This window comes from Acinetobacter sp. ANC 4636 (assembly GCF_054454555.1).
Genome location: NZ_JBTKVD010000015.1, coordinates 1 through 18,285, shown reverse-complemented (window position 1 = coordinate 18,285; position 18,285 = coordinate 1). Strand labels below are relative to the sequence as shown.

Genomic DNA, 18,285 nt, shown 5'->3' with positions numbered 1-18,285 from the left:
AATAAAAAAGCATATTTAAGGAGCAATAATATGAACCGTCAGGAAATCGACACTTTAGTTAAGAAAATGAACGTAGACACTGCAACAAATACAGTGGATGAGCGCGTTCAACAAATTGTGGTACGTTTGGTATCTGATCTATTCAAGGTCATTGATGATCTTGATTTGACTCAAAGTGAAGTATGGAAGGGTCTTGAGTATATTACCGATGCCGGACAAGCAAATGAATTGGGATTATTGGCTGCAGGTCTTGGCCTTGAGCACTTCTTAGACTTACGTGCTGATGAAGCAGATGCCAAAGCAGGCATTATTAGCGGAACACCACGTACCATCGAAGGACCATTATATGTCGCTGGCGCACCAGAATCTGTTGGTTTTGCGCGTATGGATGATGGTTCAGAATCCGACAAAGTAGATATGCTCTTTATTGAAGGTATTGTGACTGATACTAAAGGAAATGTTATTGAAGGTGCTAAAGTAGAAATCTGGCATGCGAATAGCTTGGGTAACTATTCATTCTTTGACAAATCACAATCTGATTTTAACCTTCGTCGTACTATTTTCACCGATCAAGCGGGCCATTATATTGCTCAAACGACTATGCCAGTAGGTTACGGCTGCCCTCCAGAAGGTACTACACAGGCTTTACTGAACAAGTTAGGCCGTCACGGTAATCGCCCTTCTCATGTACATTACTTCGTTTCTGCACCGGGTTATCGCAAGCTCACTACTCAGTTTAACATTGAAGGTGACAAGTATTTATGGGATGACTTTGCTTTCGCAACACGTGACGGTTTAGTGGCAACTGCGGTTGACGTGACTGATGAAGCTGAAATCGCACGACATGGTGTGAACAAACCATTCAAGCACATTCAGTTCAATATTGAGCTAGTGAAAGAACAAGAAGGTACTCCTTCTACTGATGTCGAACGTCGCCGCGCAAGTGCATAATTTATTCTAGGATGGACAGGTTAATCTTATCCATCCTTCATAAATTATAAGTATTAAAAGGTGTCTTTAAAAATGAAATCATTCCTGTGGTGATTCCAGAGCATAAAGCTGAGCCTGTTATCATTTACAAATGAACCTCATGATGCTTGAAAGCTTAACCAAGCACAGAAGCCTATGGTCAAAGCAGACGGTACATTAACAGTAAGCTATCGTCTTAGGCTCGTAAAATAAAATATTGCAATATATATGACCAGGGAGGTCTGTAATGCAAAATATTAATGCGAATGAAATTATTGATTATGCGCATCTGAAAGCAATTCACTGGCGCGTGATATTACTCAGCGCCCTTATTATTATTTTTGATGGTTATGACTTAGTCATTTATGGAGTAGCACTCCCTAAACTAATGCAAGAATGGCATATTAATTCCATTACTGCGGGGTTTCTTGGCAGTGTTGCTTTATTTGGCATGATGTTCGGCGCCATTATTTTCGGAAGTCTCAGTGATAAATTAGAAAGTTATGGTTTTAGCCGTAAGAAAATCATTGCGCTCTGTATTCTTCTTTTTAGTGGTTTTACCTTACTGTGCGGATATGCAGCTAATCCTCAGACCTTTGCTATTTTGCGTTTTATAGCAGGCCTTGGTCTTGGTGGAGTAATGCCTAATGTCATTGCGCTCATGACTGAATACGCACCTAAAAAGCTACGTTCTACCTTAGTTTCTCTGATGTTTAGTGGCTATGCAGTAGGTGGTATGTGCTCTGCACTATTAGGGATGTGGTTGGTTCCACAATTTGGCTGGCAAATCATGTTTATTCTGGCAGGGGTGCCACTGTTACTCTTACCATTGATTTGGTACCTACTTCCTGAATCGATTGACTATCTAGTACGGTGTAAAAAAAATGAACAGGCTTTCCATATTCTGAAACAGATTGATAACCATATTACCTATAGCAATCAAACACAAATTATTTTGCACCATGAAAATCAATCTTCATCCAAAACGCCTGTTAAAGATTTATTCCTAGAAAATCGGGGGACTATTACTCTATTATTCTGGGTTAGTGTATTCATGGCTCTCGTTTTAGTTTATGCCTTAGGGAACTGGTTACCTAAGCTTATGGTGGAAGCAGGCTATGATTTATCGACCAGTTTAATTTTCCTTTTGGCTTTGAATATTGGTGGCATGCTGGGTGCAATCTTTGGTGGATACTTAGCGGATAAATTTAATTTAGTTAATGTCCTTTGCACACTCTTCTGCAGCGGTGCAATCGCATTTTTCTTATTAAGCTACAACTTACCGACATTTATTTTGTATATCTGTATTGCCATTGCAGGTGCTGCATCTATTGGTGGTCAAATTTTATTACTCGCTTATATGTCACAGTTTTATTCATCCAATATTCGAGCAACAGGACTCGGAATGGCTTTGGGTGTTGGGCGTTTAGGAGCAATTTTAGGACCAATTTTATGTGGTTGGTTACTCAGTCTAAAATTACCACTAACTTATAATTTTATCGCGTTGGCTATCCCATGTATGATAGCTGTGATCAGTATTTCTATGATTCACTATCGTTTAAAACAGATGAAATTAAATACTGTAGATATATAAGCTTTTAGGTCTTATTGAAGGAGGTTTTACCCTCCTTCATTGATATTGGATAGAGAAATTGATTGACCTTAGCCTTATTAAAGTCTTCATTGTCATTTATGAAGCAAAAAATATTAGTCATGCCGCAGAAAAGCTGAATTTAAGCCAGCCTTCTGTAACCTATAATCTAAATCGTTTACGTAAATTTCTGAATGATCCACTCTTTGAACGTGATAAATTTGGTGTTAAACCCACCAAATTAGCGCAAACTTTATATCCAAATTTTAGCCAGTCGATTGCTGACATTGAAAATGCGATTGCAGCAACCCAGCAGTTTAATCCCAAAACCTCAACTCGGACTTTTCGGCTTGGCTTGTCAGATTTAGGTGAGATTTGTTTATTGCCTTCACTCATTCAATATTTATCTAAAAACGCACCTTTTATTAAAATTGAAATTGAAGAAATTGACTCAGATCAAGTCGAAGCTTGGTTAGTGGATGGTTTCTTAGACGCTGCAGTATTTAACAGTAGCTATACTGTAATGCCAAAAATTGAATCACGTAATCTATTTGAAGAACGCTATATGTGTATTGCACATAAGCATCATCCACGTATACAGCATCAACTCAGTTTAGAACAGTATTTACAAGAAAAACATGCTGCGATTAAATCTTCGACTGGGCATATTGAAATTGATCAAAAGCTAAAAGAGATGGGGCTGAAACGAAACATCATGTTGGAAGTGCCGCATTTCAGTGTATTACAAGATGTCGTTGCAAGTTCAGAGTTACTCGTGACCTTGCCTTTACGTGCCGCGCGAGTATATGAACGTAATAGTGATGTCACGATTTTTGAATTACCATTTGCGGTTAAACCTTTTAATGTCAGCGTCAATTGGTATAATCATCGCGATGACTTGGAAGCGCGTATGTGGTTCATCAAAACTCTACAAAATATTTTTCAGTCTTTATAAGATAAATTTGCACGATACCCTATATCAATATTCAGATAAAATTTAATGTTTTAGTTGTAGTGACTTTTCATGAATAAAATTTAAAAATGCTAAATATTTAGCGTACTTAGCTTGATCTCTCAAATAAACCAGATAGAGGCTTTTCTTAAAAGGATTAAACTCCTCAAGACATTCCACGATTTTTCCTGAAACCAAATCATTCTGAATATCCCAATTTAATTTATAAGCTATTCCTAATCCATCCAGTACCCATTGCCGCACAATATCACTGCTGTCACTGGCTAATTTTGGGGAGACTTTTATGCTGATTTCATGATCAGAATCCATAAATGCCCATTCATTAAAAGTGTGTCTGTTTCTGATTAGGCAGATACAGTTGTGTTCAATAAGGTCTTTTGGATGTGAAGGTGTTCCATATTTTTGCAGATATTCAGGGGAAGCACAGTAGATTTTTTTACCTTGAAAGACTTGCATCACCCCATATTCGATACCAACAGGGGCCTCGATTTGAAAAGAGAAGTCCAATTCCTGTTCTAATAAGTCTGTTTTAGAGTCAGATAAGATGAGTTCAATCTTTAAATTTGGATGCTGTATTGAAAACTCAGTAATCCAGCCAGCTAAATGACCTTTTCCAAACTGGATTAAAGAACCTATTCTTAATGTTCCATTGAGTATTTCTTGATCAGACTGTAAGGTGTTTTCCATATTCTCAATCAGCAATACAATTTGCTGAGTTTGTTCCAAAAAGTACTGCCCTTTCTCAGTCAGTTTAAAACGTCGAGCATTACGGTCGATCAGTTTTACACCAAGTCGTTGCTCCAATTGTGACAAACGACGACTCATAGAGGGTAACGAACTTTCCAATAGTATTGCTGCACGTGTTAATGAGCCAGCTTCTACAATTTTCAAAAAAAACTCAAGATCATTAATTTTATCGCAAGCACTCATTCTTTCACCTTATGGAATATAAGCTCTCATTTTAGCCGACTTTATCGTCTTTAATAAGCTTATTATTATCTAAATTCAAAATATAGGATGCACAATTTTGAATTTGGATGCAAAAAATTTATCAAACACTACAGAATGGATCTGAGTGCTTTCAAGGAGAGACACATATGTCACTAGTTCAAATTACTGGCTTTATCAATGGTGAATTCTTACCTGCTTCCGACCAGACTCAACCTGTATATGATCCCGGTAATACGAGCCAACAAATTGGTACTATCAGCAACACCAGTCTAGATGATGTTAAAAATGCGATTGAATCCGCACATCAAGCTTTTCTGGCTTGGCGTAATACAACTGTTGCTGAACGTCAAAACTACTTGAAACAGGCTGCTGACTTAATTTTTCAACAGAAAGATATTTTAAAAGAATTATTAGTCTCTGAGCATGGCGGGATGCTTTGGGAAGCAGAAACGGATTTTTATTTAGGTTCAGGTGTGATGAGTATGTATGCTCAAGCTCCAGATGACCTTTTGACACCTAAAGAAATCGCAGAAGATACTGGTTGGATTCGCATCCATAAGCGACCTAAAGGCGTTATCTCTGCAATTGTTCCTTGGAATATGCCAATTGTATTAACCATGATGAAACTTGGGCCACTTTTATTGGCTGGTAATACCGTGGTATTAAAGCCATCTCCTTTTGCCGCATTAGCATTGACTCAATTGCTGGCGAAAATTGCAGAAATTTTTCCTAAAGGCGTCATTAATGTTGTCCACGGTGATGCGGATGTAGGTAATCTGATGACAAGCCATCCTTTAGTTCGCAAAGTCGCTTTTACAGGTGGAACAGCAACAGGTGCAGCGGTCATGGCAAGTGCTGCCCAATCCATTAAAGATGTCACTCTCGAATTAGGCGGAAATGACGCAGCGATTATTTTAGACGATATCGACTTTAAATCTATTCTTCCAAAATTATTGAAAGGTATTTTTACACGCAGTGGGCAAATTTGTTTTGCTGTGAAACGTGTATATGTGCCAAAAGACAAGCTTGATCATTATTTTGAACTATTATGTGAAGCGATTGATCAATACAAAGTTGGGCATGGTTTAGATGCGGACGCAAACTTTGGTCCGCTCAATAATAAAAAACAGTTATCCATCGTGCAAAAATTTATTGAAAATGCAAAAGCATCTGATCAATGTGAAGTACGAGAGTTAGGACAAAAACTCAATCCAGAACAATGGGACAATGGATACTACGTTTTGCCACATGCGGTTAAGACTTTAGACAATTCATTAGAAATCGTTCAGCTTGAACAATTTGGCCCGATTATTCCATTAATTGGCTATGAAACTGTAGAGCAAGCCATTGAATATGCGAATGATAATGAGCAAGGTCTATGCTCATCCGTTTGGTCTGACGATATCGATCGTGCCTACGAAATTGCACAAAAAATTGAAGCTGGTAGTACATTCATTAACACACATAGCTTTGACTCATTACAACTTGGTATGCCATTTGGTGGTGTCAAACAAAGTGGCATTGGCCGTGAATTAGATGTTAATGAAACATTAAAATCTTATCTTGAGCCTCATTCAATTCGTTTTGTTAAATAAAAGTTAAATAACACTCTTTCATCACGACTTATGCCTTTCTATTTTTCCTGCAGGGAGAAATAGAAAGGCCTTGTAAAAGAAATTTAATGAAATGAATTAATATGTTATCTAATAACAGCTAAATTTAAGGACAAATATATGAAAATCTTAGCTGCGCTTGCAAAAGAAAAAAACCAACCATTAGTTATTGAAGATATTGATATTGATGAACCTAAAGAGAATGAGGTTCTGATTAAAATCGTTGCATCTGGTATTTGTCATACTGATGCGGAATCAATTAAAGGTAATGGCGCCCCATTCCCAGCAGTATTAGGACATGAAGGTGCCGGTATTGTTGAAAAAGTGGGCTCTAGTGTTGATACTGTAGCTGTTGGTGACCATGTCATTTTATCTTACTCATACTGCAACTCTTGTTCTCAATGTCTGACAGGCCATCATAATTTATGTGTCCGTACCGTTGAACTCAATTTCGGTGGCAAACTACAAGATCATACTTATCGCTTACATAAAGAAGGGCAAGACTATTCAACTTTCTTTGGACAGTCCTCTTTTGCAACATACGCTGTTACCAATAAACATAATGTCGTAAAAGTTGACAAAGATGTTGACTTAAGACTATTAGGTCCTTTGGGTTGTGGAATTCAAACTGGTAGTGGCACAGTGATGAATAGTCTGCATCCTGAACCAGGGACATCCATAGCAATCTATGGCTCTGGCGCTGTAGGGCTGAGTGCAGTTATGGCTGCAAACCTTTTAGGTCTCAAAAACATTATTGTTGTTGATATACATGATAATCGCCTTGAGTTAGCAAAAGAGCTTGGTGCTACGCATGCTTTAAATAGTAAAAACTTAAATGTCGTTGATGAAATTAAGAAAATTACCGATGGTGGAGTTCATTATGCTATTGAAACAACAGGTGTTCCTATTGTCATCAAAAATGCTATAGCAGCTTTAAGAGTCGCAGGAAAAATCTCGATTGTTGGTATGGGCGGAGATGTGACCTTAAACTTTACCAATGATATTCTGATGGAAGGTAAAACAATTGTGGGCACAATACAAGGAGATTCTACGCCTCAAATGCATATTCCTAAAATCATTCAATATTATAAAGAAGGGAAATTTCCCTTTGATAAGTTAATAAAGTTTTATGATTTTAAAGATATCAACCAAGCATTTGAAGACTCAAAAATTGGCGTAACGATTAAACCTGTTGTTCTCATCGACCAGTAATTCGTAGCGATGATTAAATTAAAAAATGCTCTTAGAGCCAACCCAGCCGAATGTTTATATTGATAAGCTCATATAAACTGTAATTTAAAAACCGTGTTTGGGCTGAAATCACGATCTTTTTGAAGCATATAAATAATTTTGTGTAATTACTTTTCACCAATTCAAGGTGATGGCTTAGGCGATCACCTTGAATAGCTAGACGTCATGAGTAGCAGATGTACGAAAAATAATTAATAATTCTCGCCTGTCGTTTTACTGATTAAAATTATTGCTTAAGACTTAAGTTTTTGTCCCAAATGCCAGTAAAAAAGTGGTGACAGCCGCATTCACCCATCCATCAATTTGAACATCTGAAGGCTGTGCAGACGCATGTGTTAAATATTCCATTTGCCCCTCACCACGTAGCATATTTATAAATAACGATGCTGAGGTTTCATAACCAAACTGCTGTACGTTGATTTGCTGATCTTCAACTGCTTGCTCTAAACGCTTGGCAATAATCTGTACAATGGTTCGTGGGCCAGACAAATAAAACTGGCGTGCCAATTGTGGAAAACGCGGTGCTTCTGCGACTGTCACACGAAATAACGACAACCCTTCAGGGAGTAAAATAAAGCGTAAGTATGCTTCTCCTAAATCAATCAGGGCCTGACGAATATCACTGGAACGCGTATCTATCGCACTGACAATGCGCTTCATTTCCTGACAGCGACTTTCAATCACGGCAGCAAACATACTTTCTTTATTAGGGAAGCACAAATATAAAGTCGCCTTCGAGACTTTGGCTTCTTTTTGAATCATGTCGGTAGTTGCTGCACTAAAACCATGAGTTAAAAAAATACGGCTGGCTGCCTGTAAAACCTGTAGAGATTTCTCATTGTAATTTGACATCGTTTAGCAATTTCACTCCACTTAGAAAACTTGGCTGTATTCCAGTGCTTTCAAATAAATTTCCAGCAAATATAGCAGAAAACAAAATTGACTTGTATTTTTTTTGTTGTTAGAGTACCGATCGGTACAGTTTAATTGGCAATCATTGTGATGCAGCAAGACAGACGACTCAGCAACAGCTTGACGCGTACAGCATCTTTGGTCAGCGGAGCTTTAATCACGCTTTTGACACTTTCAGGATGTGTGCATGAATCTATTTTTGAAAAACCTAAAATTCAGGTGAAATCCAGCTCAGCATTTAGCCAACAACGCCAGCTGATGCTCCAGCAACATCCCGAACTCACTGAAGCAGCATTGCCACAGCATTGGTGGCAACTGTTTAATGACCCAACCTTAAGTGCACTAGAACAGCAACTTGCCAATAACAATTTAGATGTGCAAATTGCGTTGCTGCGCATTCAAGAAAGTCAAGCAGCTCTAGGGCAAGCTGAAGCAGCTCAGCAACCACAACTGAACTTTGATGCCAACTACAGCCGTAGTGCAATCAGTGAAAATATCCCTTTAGCGAAACTTGGAGCCAAGCATCACGGCTATAACCTATGGACAATGGGCCTGCAAGCCTCTTGGGAGCTGGACTTGTGGGGCTATTTAAAGCATTTAAACCAAGCGGCTGAAGCCAATGTTCAAGCCAAAATCTATAATCAGCAGCAAATCAAAGTGTCTTTAGCTGCCGAATTAGCCAAAAATTATTTACTGCTACGTGGCGCACAGACTCAACTTGCAACATTGCAAAACATGCAGCAACTTGATCAGCAGTTGGTGCATGTCTATCAGAACAAACAAAAAAATGGTGTTGCCACCAATGCTGATGTCGCACAAATAGAAACGCTCGCCACTCAAACTCGACAACAGGTTGAACTGCAACAACAGCAAGTGGCTTTACTTAAAAACAGCGTTGCACTGTTACTTGGGCAAGCCCCTAAACAGCTTGATGAGTTTTTGGGACAGCAGATTTTACCCATCAACCCACGCCAGATTCCGATTGGGTTATCTTCCGATTTTGTCAAAAACCGCCCTGATATTTTACAGGCCGATGCTGAACTGCGCGCTGCTTTAGAACATGTACATGCTGCCAAAGCTGACTTTTACCCACGTGTGGGCTTGAGCGCACAATTGGGGGAACAAGCTTTTTCTTTGTCGGAGTTTGACAGTTGGGGGTCACGTCAATATGGAATTGGCCCAACCCTACACTTACCGATTTTTGATGGTGGGCGCTTAAAAAGCACACTGGCTTTAAATGAATCACGTGAAAAAATTGCAGCCGTGCAGTATCAGCAAACGGTGTTAAAAGCATGGCATGAAGTCGATAATGCTTTGATTGATTATCAGCATGTACAAACAGAGACACAGCTTTTACAGCAACAACTCAAGGAAAATCAGACGACTGAACATGTAGCATTACGTAACTTCCAGCAAGGCAGTTATGACCGTGCACAAGTGATTTTGCCGCAAAAACAGCGCTTAAATACACAACTGGTAATAGTACAAAATCGTACTGCATCTGCTCTAGCCATTGTAGCGTTGTATCGTGCGCTCGGCGGTGAAGGTGCGCAGCAATGGTCAGCTCATATGTTACAGGAGAAGCCTTAAATGTCTGATCCAGTACAAGTACCAACAGCAACCTCACAGGCAAAACCACCGCCACCACATAATCCATTTACTGTCCGTTTAGCCTTGGGTTTGTTGGGAATTTTACTGGCGGCGATGGTTGCAGGTCTAAATAACCGTGTTGCGGGACTGGTTTTACCCGATGTACAAGGTGCCTTAGGTTTTAGCAGTGATGATGCTTCATGGCTCAACACAGTGTATTCCGCAGGTGAGCTAGCAGCCATGCCCTTTGCTTCATGGTTTGCCATTACCTTTTCGATGCGACGCTTTCACGGCATTATGCTGAGCCTCGCTTTAGGTTTTTCTGCAATTATTCCGTTTATTCACAGTCTAGATTTGCTGTTGATTGTGCGTGGCTTGCAAGGCTTTTGCTCAGGCTCACTGATTCCTGTATTGATGATGGCCGCTTTACGCTTTTTACCACCCAATATTCGCTTGCATGGTTTGGCACTCTATGCGCTGACGGCAACATTTTCCCCTAATATTGCCTTAGCAATTGCCACATGGTCGGTGGATCATATGCAAGACTGGCGCTGGGCATATTGGCATGTGATTCCGATTGGGATTAGCGCTTTATTACTTGCCAATTGGGGCATACCTAAAATGCCTGTGCTCATGCCTCGTTTAAAAACAGGCAATTGGCTTGGTATGGCACTAGGCATTCCCGGTTTAGCATTACTGGTCATTGCACTTGATCAAGGTGTGCGTTTGGACTGGTTTAACTCCAATATCATTCAAGCCAGTTTGTTGGCAGGCAGCATCTTTACCCTGTTGTTCATAATCAGTGAATGGCGACACCCTACTCCGTTTATTAAGTTGCAGTTGCTCGAACGTCGTAATTTGGGCTTAGGCTTTTCAGTATTCTTTTTACTGCTGATTTTAATGTCGAGCGCAGTTGTGCTCCCCACCAATACCTTAACGCATTTGCATAACTTCCGCCTTGAGCAACTGGCAGTATTTGGAGTAATAGTCGGTTTACCACAACTGGTACTCGGTTCAGTGGTGGCGATTTTACTCTATCAAAATTGGGTTGATGCACGTTTCTTGTTTACTCTTGGCTTACTGTGTATAGCAATCGCCTGCTGGATGAGCAGCTACATTACCTCTGACTGGATGATTCAGGAATTCATCCCGATTGAGATTTTACATGCCATCGGGCAACCACTTGCTGTGGTGTCAATGTTGTTCCTTTCCACCAGTGTTGTTCAACCAATGGAAGGTCCTTTTGTGTCAGGTATTGTCAATACATTAAGAGCACTGGGTACAGTATTTGGCAGTGGAGTTATTGGTCAGTTCATCTCCTACCGCACCAAGTTACATAGTGAATATCTGATTGATCAGGCGGCATTGCAAGACACTCCGACCCACGCAATGAGCCAATTAGCCAGTCAAATTTCAGAGCAAGCCATCGTACTGGCAACCGCAGACATTTATCGGGTCTTTGCCTGCCTTGCGCTGATTCTTATTCCCGTTGTGCTGTGTATGCAATACATTCCTGCACCCAAAGTTCCAGCCCCACCCGCGCCAAAAGCAGATTAATGGTTTTATAGATTTTAGGATTTCCCCATGAATAAAGATTTACGCTTTAAAGTACTGATCGGTACAGTTGTTGTGGCGGTGCTGGTCATTTGCTACTTTTTACTCAACCGTTCTGAAGCCAACAAAACTGAACAAAGTACGGATGATGCTTACATCAAAGCTGATGCCACTGAAGTTGCCCCACAGGTTTCAGGTGTGATTCAAAAGGTTAGTGTAGACGACAACCAGTTTGTACATGTTGGCGATGCGCTGTTTCATATTGATAGTCGTGACATTGAAGCCGAGTTAAAAAATGCTCAAGCCAATCTGCAAAGCAAAGCGGCGGACATTCAAAAGCTCAAAGCTTTAATTAATCAACAACAGAGCCTAATTCAGCAAGCCAAAGCGAATGTTAAAATTGATCAGTCTCATTTAAAACTGGCACAACAAGACTTGCAGCGTTACTCAAACCTTGCCACAGATGGTTCAGGTACGCTACAAGCACAGCAACAAGCACAGGCTCAAGTACAAAGCCAGCAAGGTCAGTACGAAAAGAACAATGCTGCACTGAATACTACACAGCAACAAACTCCTGTTTTACAGGCAGATTTAGCCAAAGCCAAAGCAGATTATGCCGCAGCACAAGCCAATATTGATGCGCTGAACCTGAAACTATCTTATACGCAAGTCAATGCACCGATTGAAGGATTTATTAATCAGAAAGTGGTTCGCATTGGCGGTTATGCACAGACAGGGGCACCACTGCTCAGCATTGTGCCGTTAAATACGATTTATATTGAAGCCAATTTCCGTGAAACCCAATTGACGCATATTTGCCAAGGACAAGCTGTCGATGTGCGTGTAGATGCCTTGCCAAATGTACATTTAAAAGGAACGGTGGAAAGTTTAGGCGCGGCCAGTGGTGCCAGCCAGTCAGCCATTGCACCGCACAATGCTACAGGCAACTTCACCAAAATCGTGCAGCGCCTGCCGATTCGGATTCATTTAGATGCCAATCAGCCTGATTTGAAAAAATTACGTGTTGGTATGTCAGTGAAACCAACTGTACATATTAAAGGTTGTGCATAAGATTTTGTTTTTGCAATGGTACTTGATCCTCAGCAAGTATCATTGCTTTTTTATGATTTAGTCAGCGGGCTTTGAATTATTCAAACCTAACTTCGATGGCACTGTTTAACTAGAGATTTGAGTCGATGATCTTCCCTTTAAAAAGTGCTTAGAGAACAAAAACTCTATTCACTAGATGAATAGCCATTGATGATAGGCTAAATTTTTAGCTAAAGGTTCAGTATATGAGTTCTTTCGATGGTCGGCATTTTCAGGGTGATGGACTGCCACCACTCTCCTAGACAAATATCGTCTATTCTTTTTGCATAGGAGAGAACATTATGAGTGGACAACGCTATACCCCAGAATTTAAAGATGAAGCTGTTAAATTGATTACTGAACGTGGATATTCTGTCACTGATGTCGCAGAACGCTTAGGTGTATCACAGCACAGCATTTATAAATGGCTAAAGGCCGTACAGCCTTTACGCAACAGTTCTGATGAACATGAACTGCTCGAAGCAAAGAAAGAAATCCTACGTCTTAAAAGTCAGCTCAAACAAACTGAAAAGGAACGGGATATTCTAAAGTGAAAGCGCTGCTTTCACGCCGCTTTGCAAGCCTGCCCGAGTAAAGTATCAGTTTATCCTTGAATACAGCCATCAATTTAAGATTAAAACGATGTGTCGGGTTCTTAAGATTGCTCGTGCTGGCTATTACGCCTGGTTGCATGAACCTGAATCAGGCAGGACTATTGAAGACAAACGGTTATTACAACTTATTCGTTCTTCCTATGATGCCAGTTATGGTATCTATGGGTATCGTCGCATCACGCTGGATCTAAAAGAATTGGGAGAAAGCTGCGGACCAAATCGTGTGCTGAAGATCATGAAGAACAATGGCATTGCCGCTGTTCGAGGATATAAAAAGCATAAAAGCTATGGTCGTGGTCGTCCTCAGATTGTGCCACCAAATCACTTAAATCGAGAATTTGTTGTAAACATACCTGATACTGCTTGGGTGACTGATATTACCTACATCCGTACTTGGCAAGGCTGGTTATATCTAGCTGTAGTTCTTGATTTATATTCGAGAAAAGTCATTGGTTGGTCAATGAAACCTACGCTTGCCAAGGATATCGTTTTGGATGCACTTCTTATGGCAGTATGGCGACGCAGGCCAAATGAGCCTGTGATCATACACTCAGACCAAGGCTCACAATACAGCAGTGGAGACTGGCAGAAATTCTGTCAGAAGCATAACTTGGTTCCCAGTATGAGCAGGAGGGGCAACTGTTGGGACAATGCTGTTGCAGAATCCTTTTTTAGCAGGTTGAAGAAGGAAAGAATTAAAAAGCGGATCTATAAAACACGAGAAATGGCTCGTGCGGATGTGTTTGATTATATCGAGATGTTTTACAATCGAATCAGGCGTCATTCGCATCTCGATGGGATGAGTCCAGAAGCCTTTGAAGCAGCTTCAAAATGAGGCTGTCTCATGTCTAGGATACTGGGAGCAGTCCATCTGCCGATGCTCAAGATCTGGTGGGCATTTTCCTTCCCGTTTTAATCGTGCTAAAGCACAACCATAGGTCGGTGCTTTATCTGTGTTGATCACCCTTGGCATTTGCCATTTCTTCACATTATTTAAAATCTTTCCAAGAAAACAATAGGCTGATTTGGTATTGCGTCGAGAAGAAAGATAAAAATCAATCGTATAGCCACGTTGGTCAACTGCACGATACAGATAAGCCCATCGCCCATTCACTTTTACATAAGTTTCATCAATATGCCATGAACTCAGCTCTTTAGGATTACGCCAATACCAACGTAAGCATTTTTCTATTTCAGGATCATAATGTTGAACCCAACGATAAATCGTCGTGTGATGAGCATTTATACCACGTTCAGCAAGCATTTCCTGAAGCTCACGATAGCTAATGTCATATTTACAATACCAGCGCACAGCCCAAAGAATAATTTCACTCTGAAAATTTCGACCATGGAAAGGATTCATATACTGAACTTTTAGCTAAAGGGTATTTAGCTTATCATCTATGGCTATTTGCAACAGTGCCCAAACAATGGGTTTACCTAATACTCCGCGTCCTCGGTTAGAGAAATCAGTAGATTAACAAACTTTAAAAAAATAGATAAGATTTTGAATTATGAATAGAGTTATGAGTTATATGCATTAATATTATAGAGCATACAAATTTATTAGCTCTCATTTAAACGTCATTACTGGTGAAATATCAAAAAGTATCAGAAAATAATAAGCTTGGCTGAATAAGAGAAAGAGCAATAAATAGTTTAAAAAAACTCTTCATAATTCTTCCTTGAATTATTTTAATCTTATGCCTTTACCATTATCCCCAATGAATGCACCTAAAATATCACAGATATTATAATGATTTTATGCGTTAAATAAGCTTAAGGAATTTCATTTCATCAGCGTAAAAAGCTAACTATGATGCTGATGCCAAAGCATGGAGAAAACCAATGCTCAATTTCATGCGCTCAATACCCTTGAACCTGCTGTTCACTGTAGCACCTTTAGCAATCCTAATCAGTGCTTGTACGGCTGTAGATAATCCCTCGCTCACAAAGCCCAGCTCTCCTAACAAAATCGCTTACCCCAGTAGTATAGATCCAGATTTGAATGAGCATATTTATCCAAATGAAGCTGTAATAGCTGAAGAAATCTCAGATGTGATTGAAAAATCCATTCGCAAACAATATTCCGTAGGCACAGCCCTACGTGATGCACATCCCAAAGCACATGGCTGTGTACGAGCAGAGTTTCAGGTGAGTGAAACACTTCCTAGAAACTTAGCGCAAGGCGTTTTTATTCCTGGTAAAACCTATCCTGCATGGATTCGCTTCTCTAATGGTTCTCGTGATGCCACGCAAGCAGACATTAAAGCAGATGCTCGAGGCATGGCAATAAAACTTTTAAATGTACCTGGAAAAAAACTTTTAGAAGATGAAGACTTCACGCAAGACTTTATTATGATCAATTATCCAGTCTTTTTTGCCAATGATCCGAACCGCTATATGGCATTAATGCAGGATATAAACAGCGATAGCTTTTTTAAAAAACTTCAGATTCCTTTTGTTCTAGGATCTAAAGGAACTTTAATTGCCTTAAACCTTAGAACCAAAATTTCAAATCCTCTACAAACACGCTATTGGTCAATGGTGCCCTATCAGTTGGGATTAGGTTCTAATCGTCAGGCAGTCAAATATTCAGCCCGAGCTTGCTCACCGATTAAAGATCCTATTCCAAAGCATCCTAGCCATGATTTTCTGCGCGAAGCACTTCAAAATAGCCTATTAAAGGATGGCGCTTGTATGGAATTTCTAGTGCAGCCTCGAACATCAGACACAATGTCAGTTGAAGATTCCATGACTGAATGGAAAGAAAACCAAGCCCCTTTTTATCAGGTGGCGACTATTCGCATTCCCAAACAGGTTTTTGATACACCTGATCAAAATAAGTCTTGTGAAAATCTTTCTTTCACACCGTGGCATGCTTTACCTGAGCATAAACCACTTGGTGTCGTAAACCGAATGCGCAAGGTTATTTATGAGCGAATTAGCCAAGTCAGACATGAGATGAATTCTGCTAAAAGACAAGCTCCTCAATAGCATATTTACGCTCTTGCCTATACGAAATAATAAAAAGTATAGATGACATACTTTTTATTAGAAATTAGTTACGTACTCTGAACAATTCTCTTAAATCTGTGTGTATAAATGATACCTATCTAATCCGAATTAGAAACGTTTCTATCTCAAAATTTACTCACAGAAATAAGAGATAATTTTTACCCTTGCAAGATCAAAACACCGAAAAAATTCAATTTAAATAAAAAATTATCACCTTTATTGAAAATAAAATTATAGATTAGAGTAATAAAAATCCAACTGGTTTCAAAATTTTATTTTTTAAAGGATAGTTTTCTATTATTTTACTTTTGATTTATATTCACTTTATTTTTCACAATACCAATTATATTAAATATAATATAAATTACTTATTGATTGATTTTAAATAGAATCTACCCTATCAAATATAATATTTTTTGAAAAAAACAATTACATTTATTTAAAATATATAAAAATCAATTGCATTAATTTATATTTAATTCATTAAATATAATTTGACACATATATAGTATATCTTTTAATAAAATAATGGAACATGATGATTTCGTCATTAATAATGATGACTAGAAAAGGATAATTATTATGTCACAATCTCAAAACCAACCAGGTAGCGATCAAACCACTAAGCAACCTGATAGCGATAAAAGCCATCAGCCTCAAAAACAGCAGCAAGCAAACCAAGACCAGCAAAAAGATGCTGAAAAGCCAAAAAAAGACAATAAATAAAAATAGTAGCGTAAAGCTCATATAAATTAAAATAATAATTAAGTTGCTTAAATTAAAATTATGCTTCTTAAAGGGGAGTAAAATCCCCTTTAATTTATTAAATAGGTATAAAATGATATTTCCAAGAATCTTAATCACTTTTTATAAGAAGAACAACCCTAGTGTTCAACGTTGCGCATGGGCAAATTATAATGAGAATGGATTCTTAATAAATATTACCAACTATTATGGAAAAGTACTTAAATCACAAGATGGAAAGGTTTATATAAGAGGTGAAATATGGATTTCAAAAGATCATCTTAATAAATTTCAATATTAGTAATATAAAAATATTATAAGTTAACGTTTAAAAATATATAAATATCTAAGTCTATTTAAAATTCTTAATTTCACTTATTACAACCAATTATTTTAATATACTGTGAATTAGTTAATTAATTAAAAAATAAGAATATAAAATTCTTAGTGAAAAATTTAAATTAGTATTTTTAATATTTTAGCTAGCATTATATTTTTTAATATATGCTTATTCCATCTTTAAATACCGATATACCGCTTGCCGGCTAATTCCAAAAGCTTTCCCCAAAGCAGCCTTTGAACTATATTTACCTTCTGCCCAAGCCTGACGTAAAGCATCCGCCTGATCAGGTTTGAGTTTATGTACCCGACCTTTATATTTACCTTGAGCCGCTGCCAGTTTAATGCCTTCTTTTTGCCGTTCTAAAATAATTTCACGTTCAAACTGAGCAAAAGCTCCCATCAATTGCAGCATCAAGTTATCCATCGGCGTGGCTTGCGCAGTAAAGGTAATTTTTTCTTTGATAAATTGAATTGCAATACCTCGCTTGACCAATTTGTCTACTTCTTCAACCAGGTCTTTAAGACTTCGAGCAAAACGATCCATGGAATGCACCACCACCATGTCCCCTTCCCGAACATAGTTCAACATTTCTTGAAATTTGGGGCGGTCGGTATTTTTACCTGAAGCCTTATCTATGAACAGCCGGTCAGTTTCGATGCCTTCAAGTTGGCGCCCAGTATTTTGCTCGACTGAGCTGACTCGGACATAGCCGACTTTTTGACCTTTCATGCATTTCGCTCCAAATGGACTAAAAACAACCCAATTTGTCTATTATAAATAATAGATTTAAAAATAACATGTTATGTATGATCAAAAAACATTTAAAAGAGACATTGTTTGCTTGGATAAAAATATGTAGCTTTAGGGTATACTCTAAAGTAACAATTAATATAAAATTAAAGAATAGTTATATTTAGTTAAAGTTAGTTTCATAAAACAGATAATTAATTTAGATTTAATCGGATGTAAAGATTAATAATTCAAACAGCTAAAAAATAGTAAGCTGACATAGTTATGAAGTTATGAAGTTATGAAGTTATGAAGTTATGAAGTTATGAAGTTATGAAGTTATG

At 38.6% G+C, this 18,285-nt stretch carries 14 protein-coding genes and 1 pseudogene; 11 read left to right on the top strand and 4 right to left on the bottom strand.

Annotation, left to right across the window (positions count from 1 at the left end):
- Nucleotides 1-30: 30 nt before the first annotated feature.
- The 3 genes from catA (at nt 31) to ACX1N5_RS13580 (ending at nt 3,515) form a co-directional block, all read left to right on the top strand.
- Nucleotides 31-951, top strand: coding sequence for a catechol 1,2-dioxygenase (gene catA, locus ACX1N5_RS13590; protein WP_458802971.1), 921 nt, complete (start codon nt 31-33; stop codon nt 949-951).
- A gap of 265 nt (nt 952-1,216) precedes the next feature.
- Nucleotides 1,217-2,563, top strand: a complete 1,347-nt coding sequence (locus ACX1N5_RS13585) for an MFS transporter (protein WP_131382236.1) — start codon at nt 1,217-1,219, stop codon at nt 2,561-2,563.
- Between the two features lie 61 nt (nt 2,564-2,624).
- The gene (locus ACX1N5_RS13580; RefSeq protein ID WP_458803008.1) at nt 2,625-3,515 is read left to right on the top strand and encodes a LysR family transcriptional regulator; all 891 of its coding nucleotides are present in this window, start codon (nt 2,625-2,627) and stop codon (nt 3,513-3,515) included.
- A 42-nt stretch (nt 3,516-3,557) separates the two neighbouring features.
- Here the strand turns inward: ACX1N5_RS13580 and ACX1N5_RS13575 are convergent, their stop codons facing one another.
- Nucleotides 3,558-4,463, bottom strand: a complete 906-nt coding sequence (locus ACX1N5_RS13575) for a LysR family transcriptional regulator (protein ID WP_458802969.1) — start codon at nt 4,461-4,463, stop codon at nt 3,558-3,560.
- Nucleotides 4,464-4,630: 167 nt separating this feature from the next.
- On the opposite strand from ACX1N5_RS13575, the gene ACX1N5_RS13570 reads away from it, so the two are divergent.
- Nucleotides 4,631-6,079, top strand: coding sequence for an aldehyde dehydrogenase family protein (locus ACX1N5_RS13570; protein WP_458802967.1), 1,449 nt, complete (start codon nt 4,631-4,633; stop codon nt 6,077-6,079).
- Nucleotides 6,080-6,217: 138 nt separating this feature from the next.
- Nucleotides 6,218-7,309 carry an NAD(P)-dependent alcohol dehydrogenase gene (locus ACX1N5_RS13565; RefSeq protein WP_458802965.1) on the top strand — a complete coding sequence of 364 codons (1,092 nt, stop codon included), beginning with the start codon at nt 6,218-6,220 and terminating at the stop codon, nt 7,307-7,309.
- 279 nt (nt 7,310-7,588) lie between these two features.
- Here the strand turns inward: ACX1N5_RS13565 and ACX1N5_RS13560 are convergent, their stop codons facing one another.
- A complete protein-coding gene (locus ACX1N5_RS13560; protein ID WP_116730597.1) occupies nt 7,589-8,200 on the bottom strand; it encodes a TetR/AcrR family transcriptional regulator in 612 nt (203 codons plus the stop codon).
- 150 nt (nt 8,201-8,350) lie between these two features.
- Between ACX1N5_RS13560 and ACX1N5_RS13555 the strand changes: the two genes are divergently transcribed.
- From ACX1N5_RS13555 to ACX1N5_RS13540, 4 genes are all read left to right on the top strand, one after another.
- Nucleotides 8,351-9,850: an efflux transporter outer membrane subunit gene (locus ACX1N5_RS13555; RefSeq protein ID WP_458803006.1), complete on the top strand. Its 1,500-nt coding sequence runs from the start codon at nt 8,351-8,353 to the stop codon at nt 9,848-9,850.
- Entirely contained in the window at nt 9,851-11,407 is a 1,557-nt protein-coding gene (locus tag ACX1N5_RS13550; protein WP_458802963.1) for an MFS transporter, read from the top strand. It begins immediately after the preceding gene.
- Between the two features lie 27 nt (nt 11,408-11,434).
- On the top strand, nt 11,435-12,475 hold the full coding sequence (locus ACX1N5_RS13545; RefSeq protein ID WP_458802961.1) for an HlyD family secretion protein: 1,041 nt from the start codon (nt 11,435-11,437) through the stop codon (nt 12,473-12,475).
- A 320-nt stretch (nt 12,476-12,795) separates the two neighbouring features.
- Nucleotides 12,796-13,942 (top strand): IS3 family transposase gene (locus ACX1N5_RS13540; protein ID WP_458802959.1). Its coding sequence is split into 2 segments (ribosomal slippage): nt 12,796-13,044 and nt 13,046-13,942, totalling 1,146 coding nucleotides; the frame shifts between segments, so codons are not numbered across the junction.
- A gap of 33 nt (nt 13,943-13,975) precedes the next feature.
- Here the strand turns inward: ACX1N5_RS13540 and ACX1N5_RS13535 are convergent.
- Nucleotides 13,976-14,470 (bottom strand): annotated as a pseudogene (locus ACX1N5_RS13535) (IS6 family transposase); the annotation flags it as partial.
- Nucleotides 14,471-14,955: 485 nt separating this feature from the next.
- On the opposite strand from ACX1N5_RS13535, the gene ACX1N5_RS13530 reads away from it, so the two are divergent.
- Entirely contained in the window at nt 14,956-16,104 is a 1,149-nt protein-coding gene (locus ACX1N5_RS13530; protein ID WP_458802957.1) for a catalase family protein, read from the top strand.
- Between the two features lie 603 nt (nt 16,105-16,707).
- Nucleotides 16,708-16,851 (top strand): hypothetical protein, encoded by a 144-nt coding sequence (locus ACX1N5_RS13525; protein ID WP_458802955.1) that lies wholly within the window; start codon nt 16,708-16,710, stop codon nt 16,849-16,851.
- Between the two features lie 526 nt (nt 16,852-17,377).
- On the opposite strand, the gene ACX1N5_RS13520 is transcribed toward ACX1N5_RS13525, so the two are convergent.
- Nucleotides 17,378-17,941, bottom strand: coding sequence for a recombinase family protein (locus ACX1N5_RS13520; protein WP_458802953.1), 564 nt, complete (start codon nt 17,939-17,941; stop codon nt 17,378-17,380).
- Between the last annotated feature and the right edge of the window lie 344 nt (nt 17,942-18,285).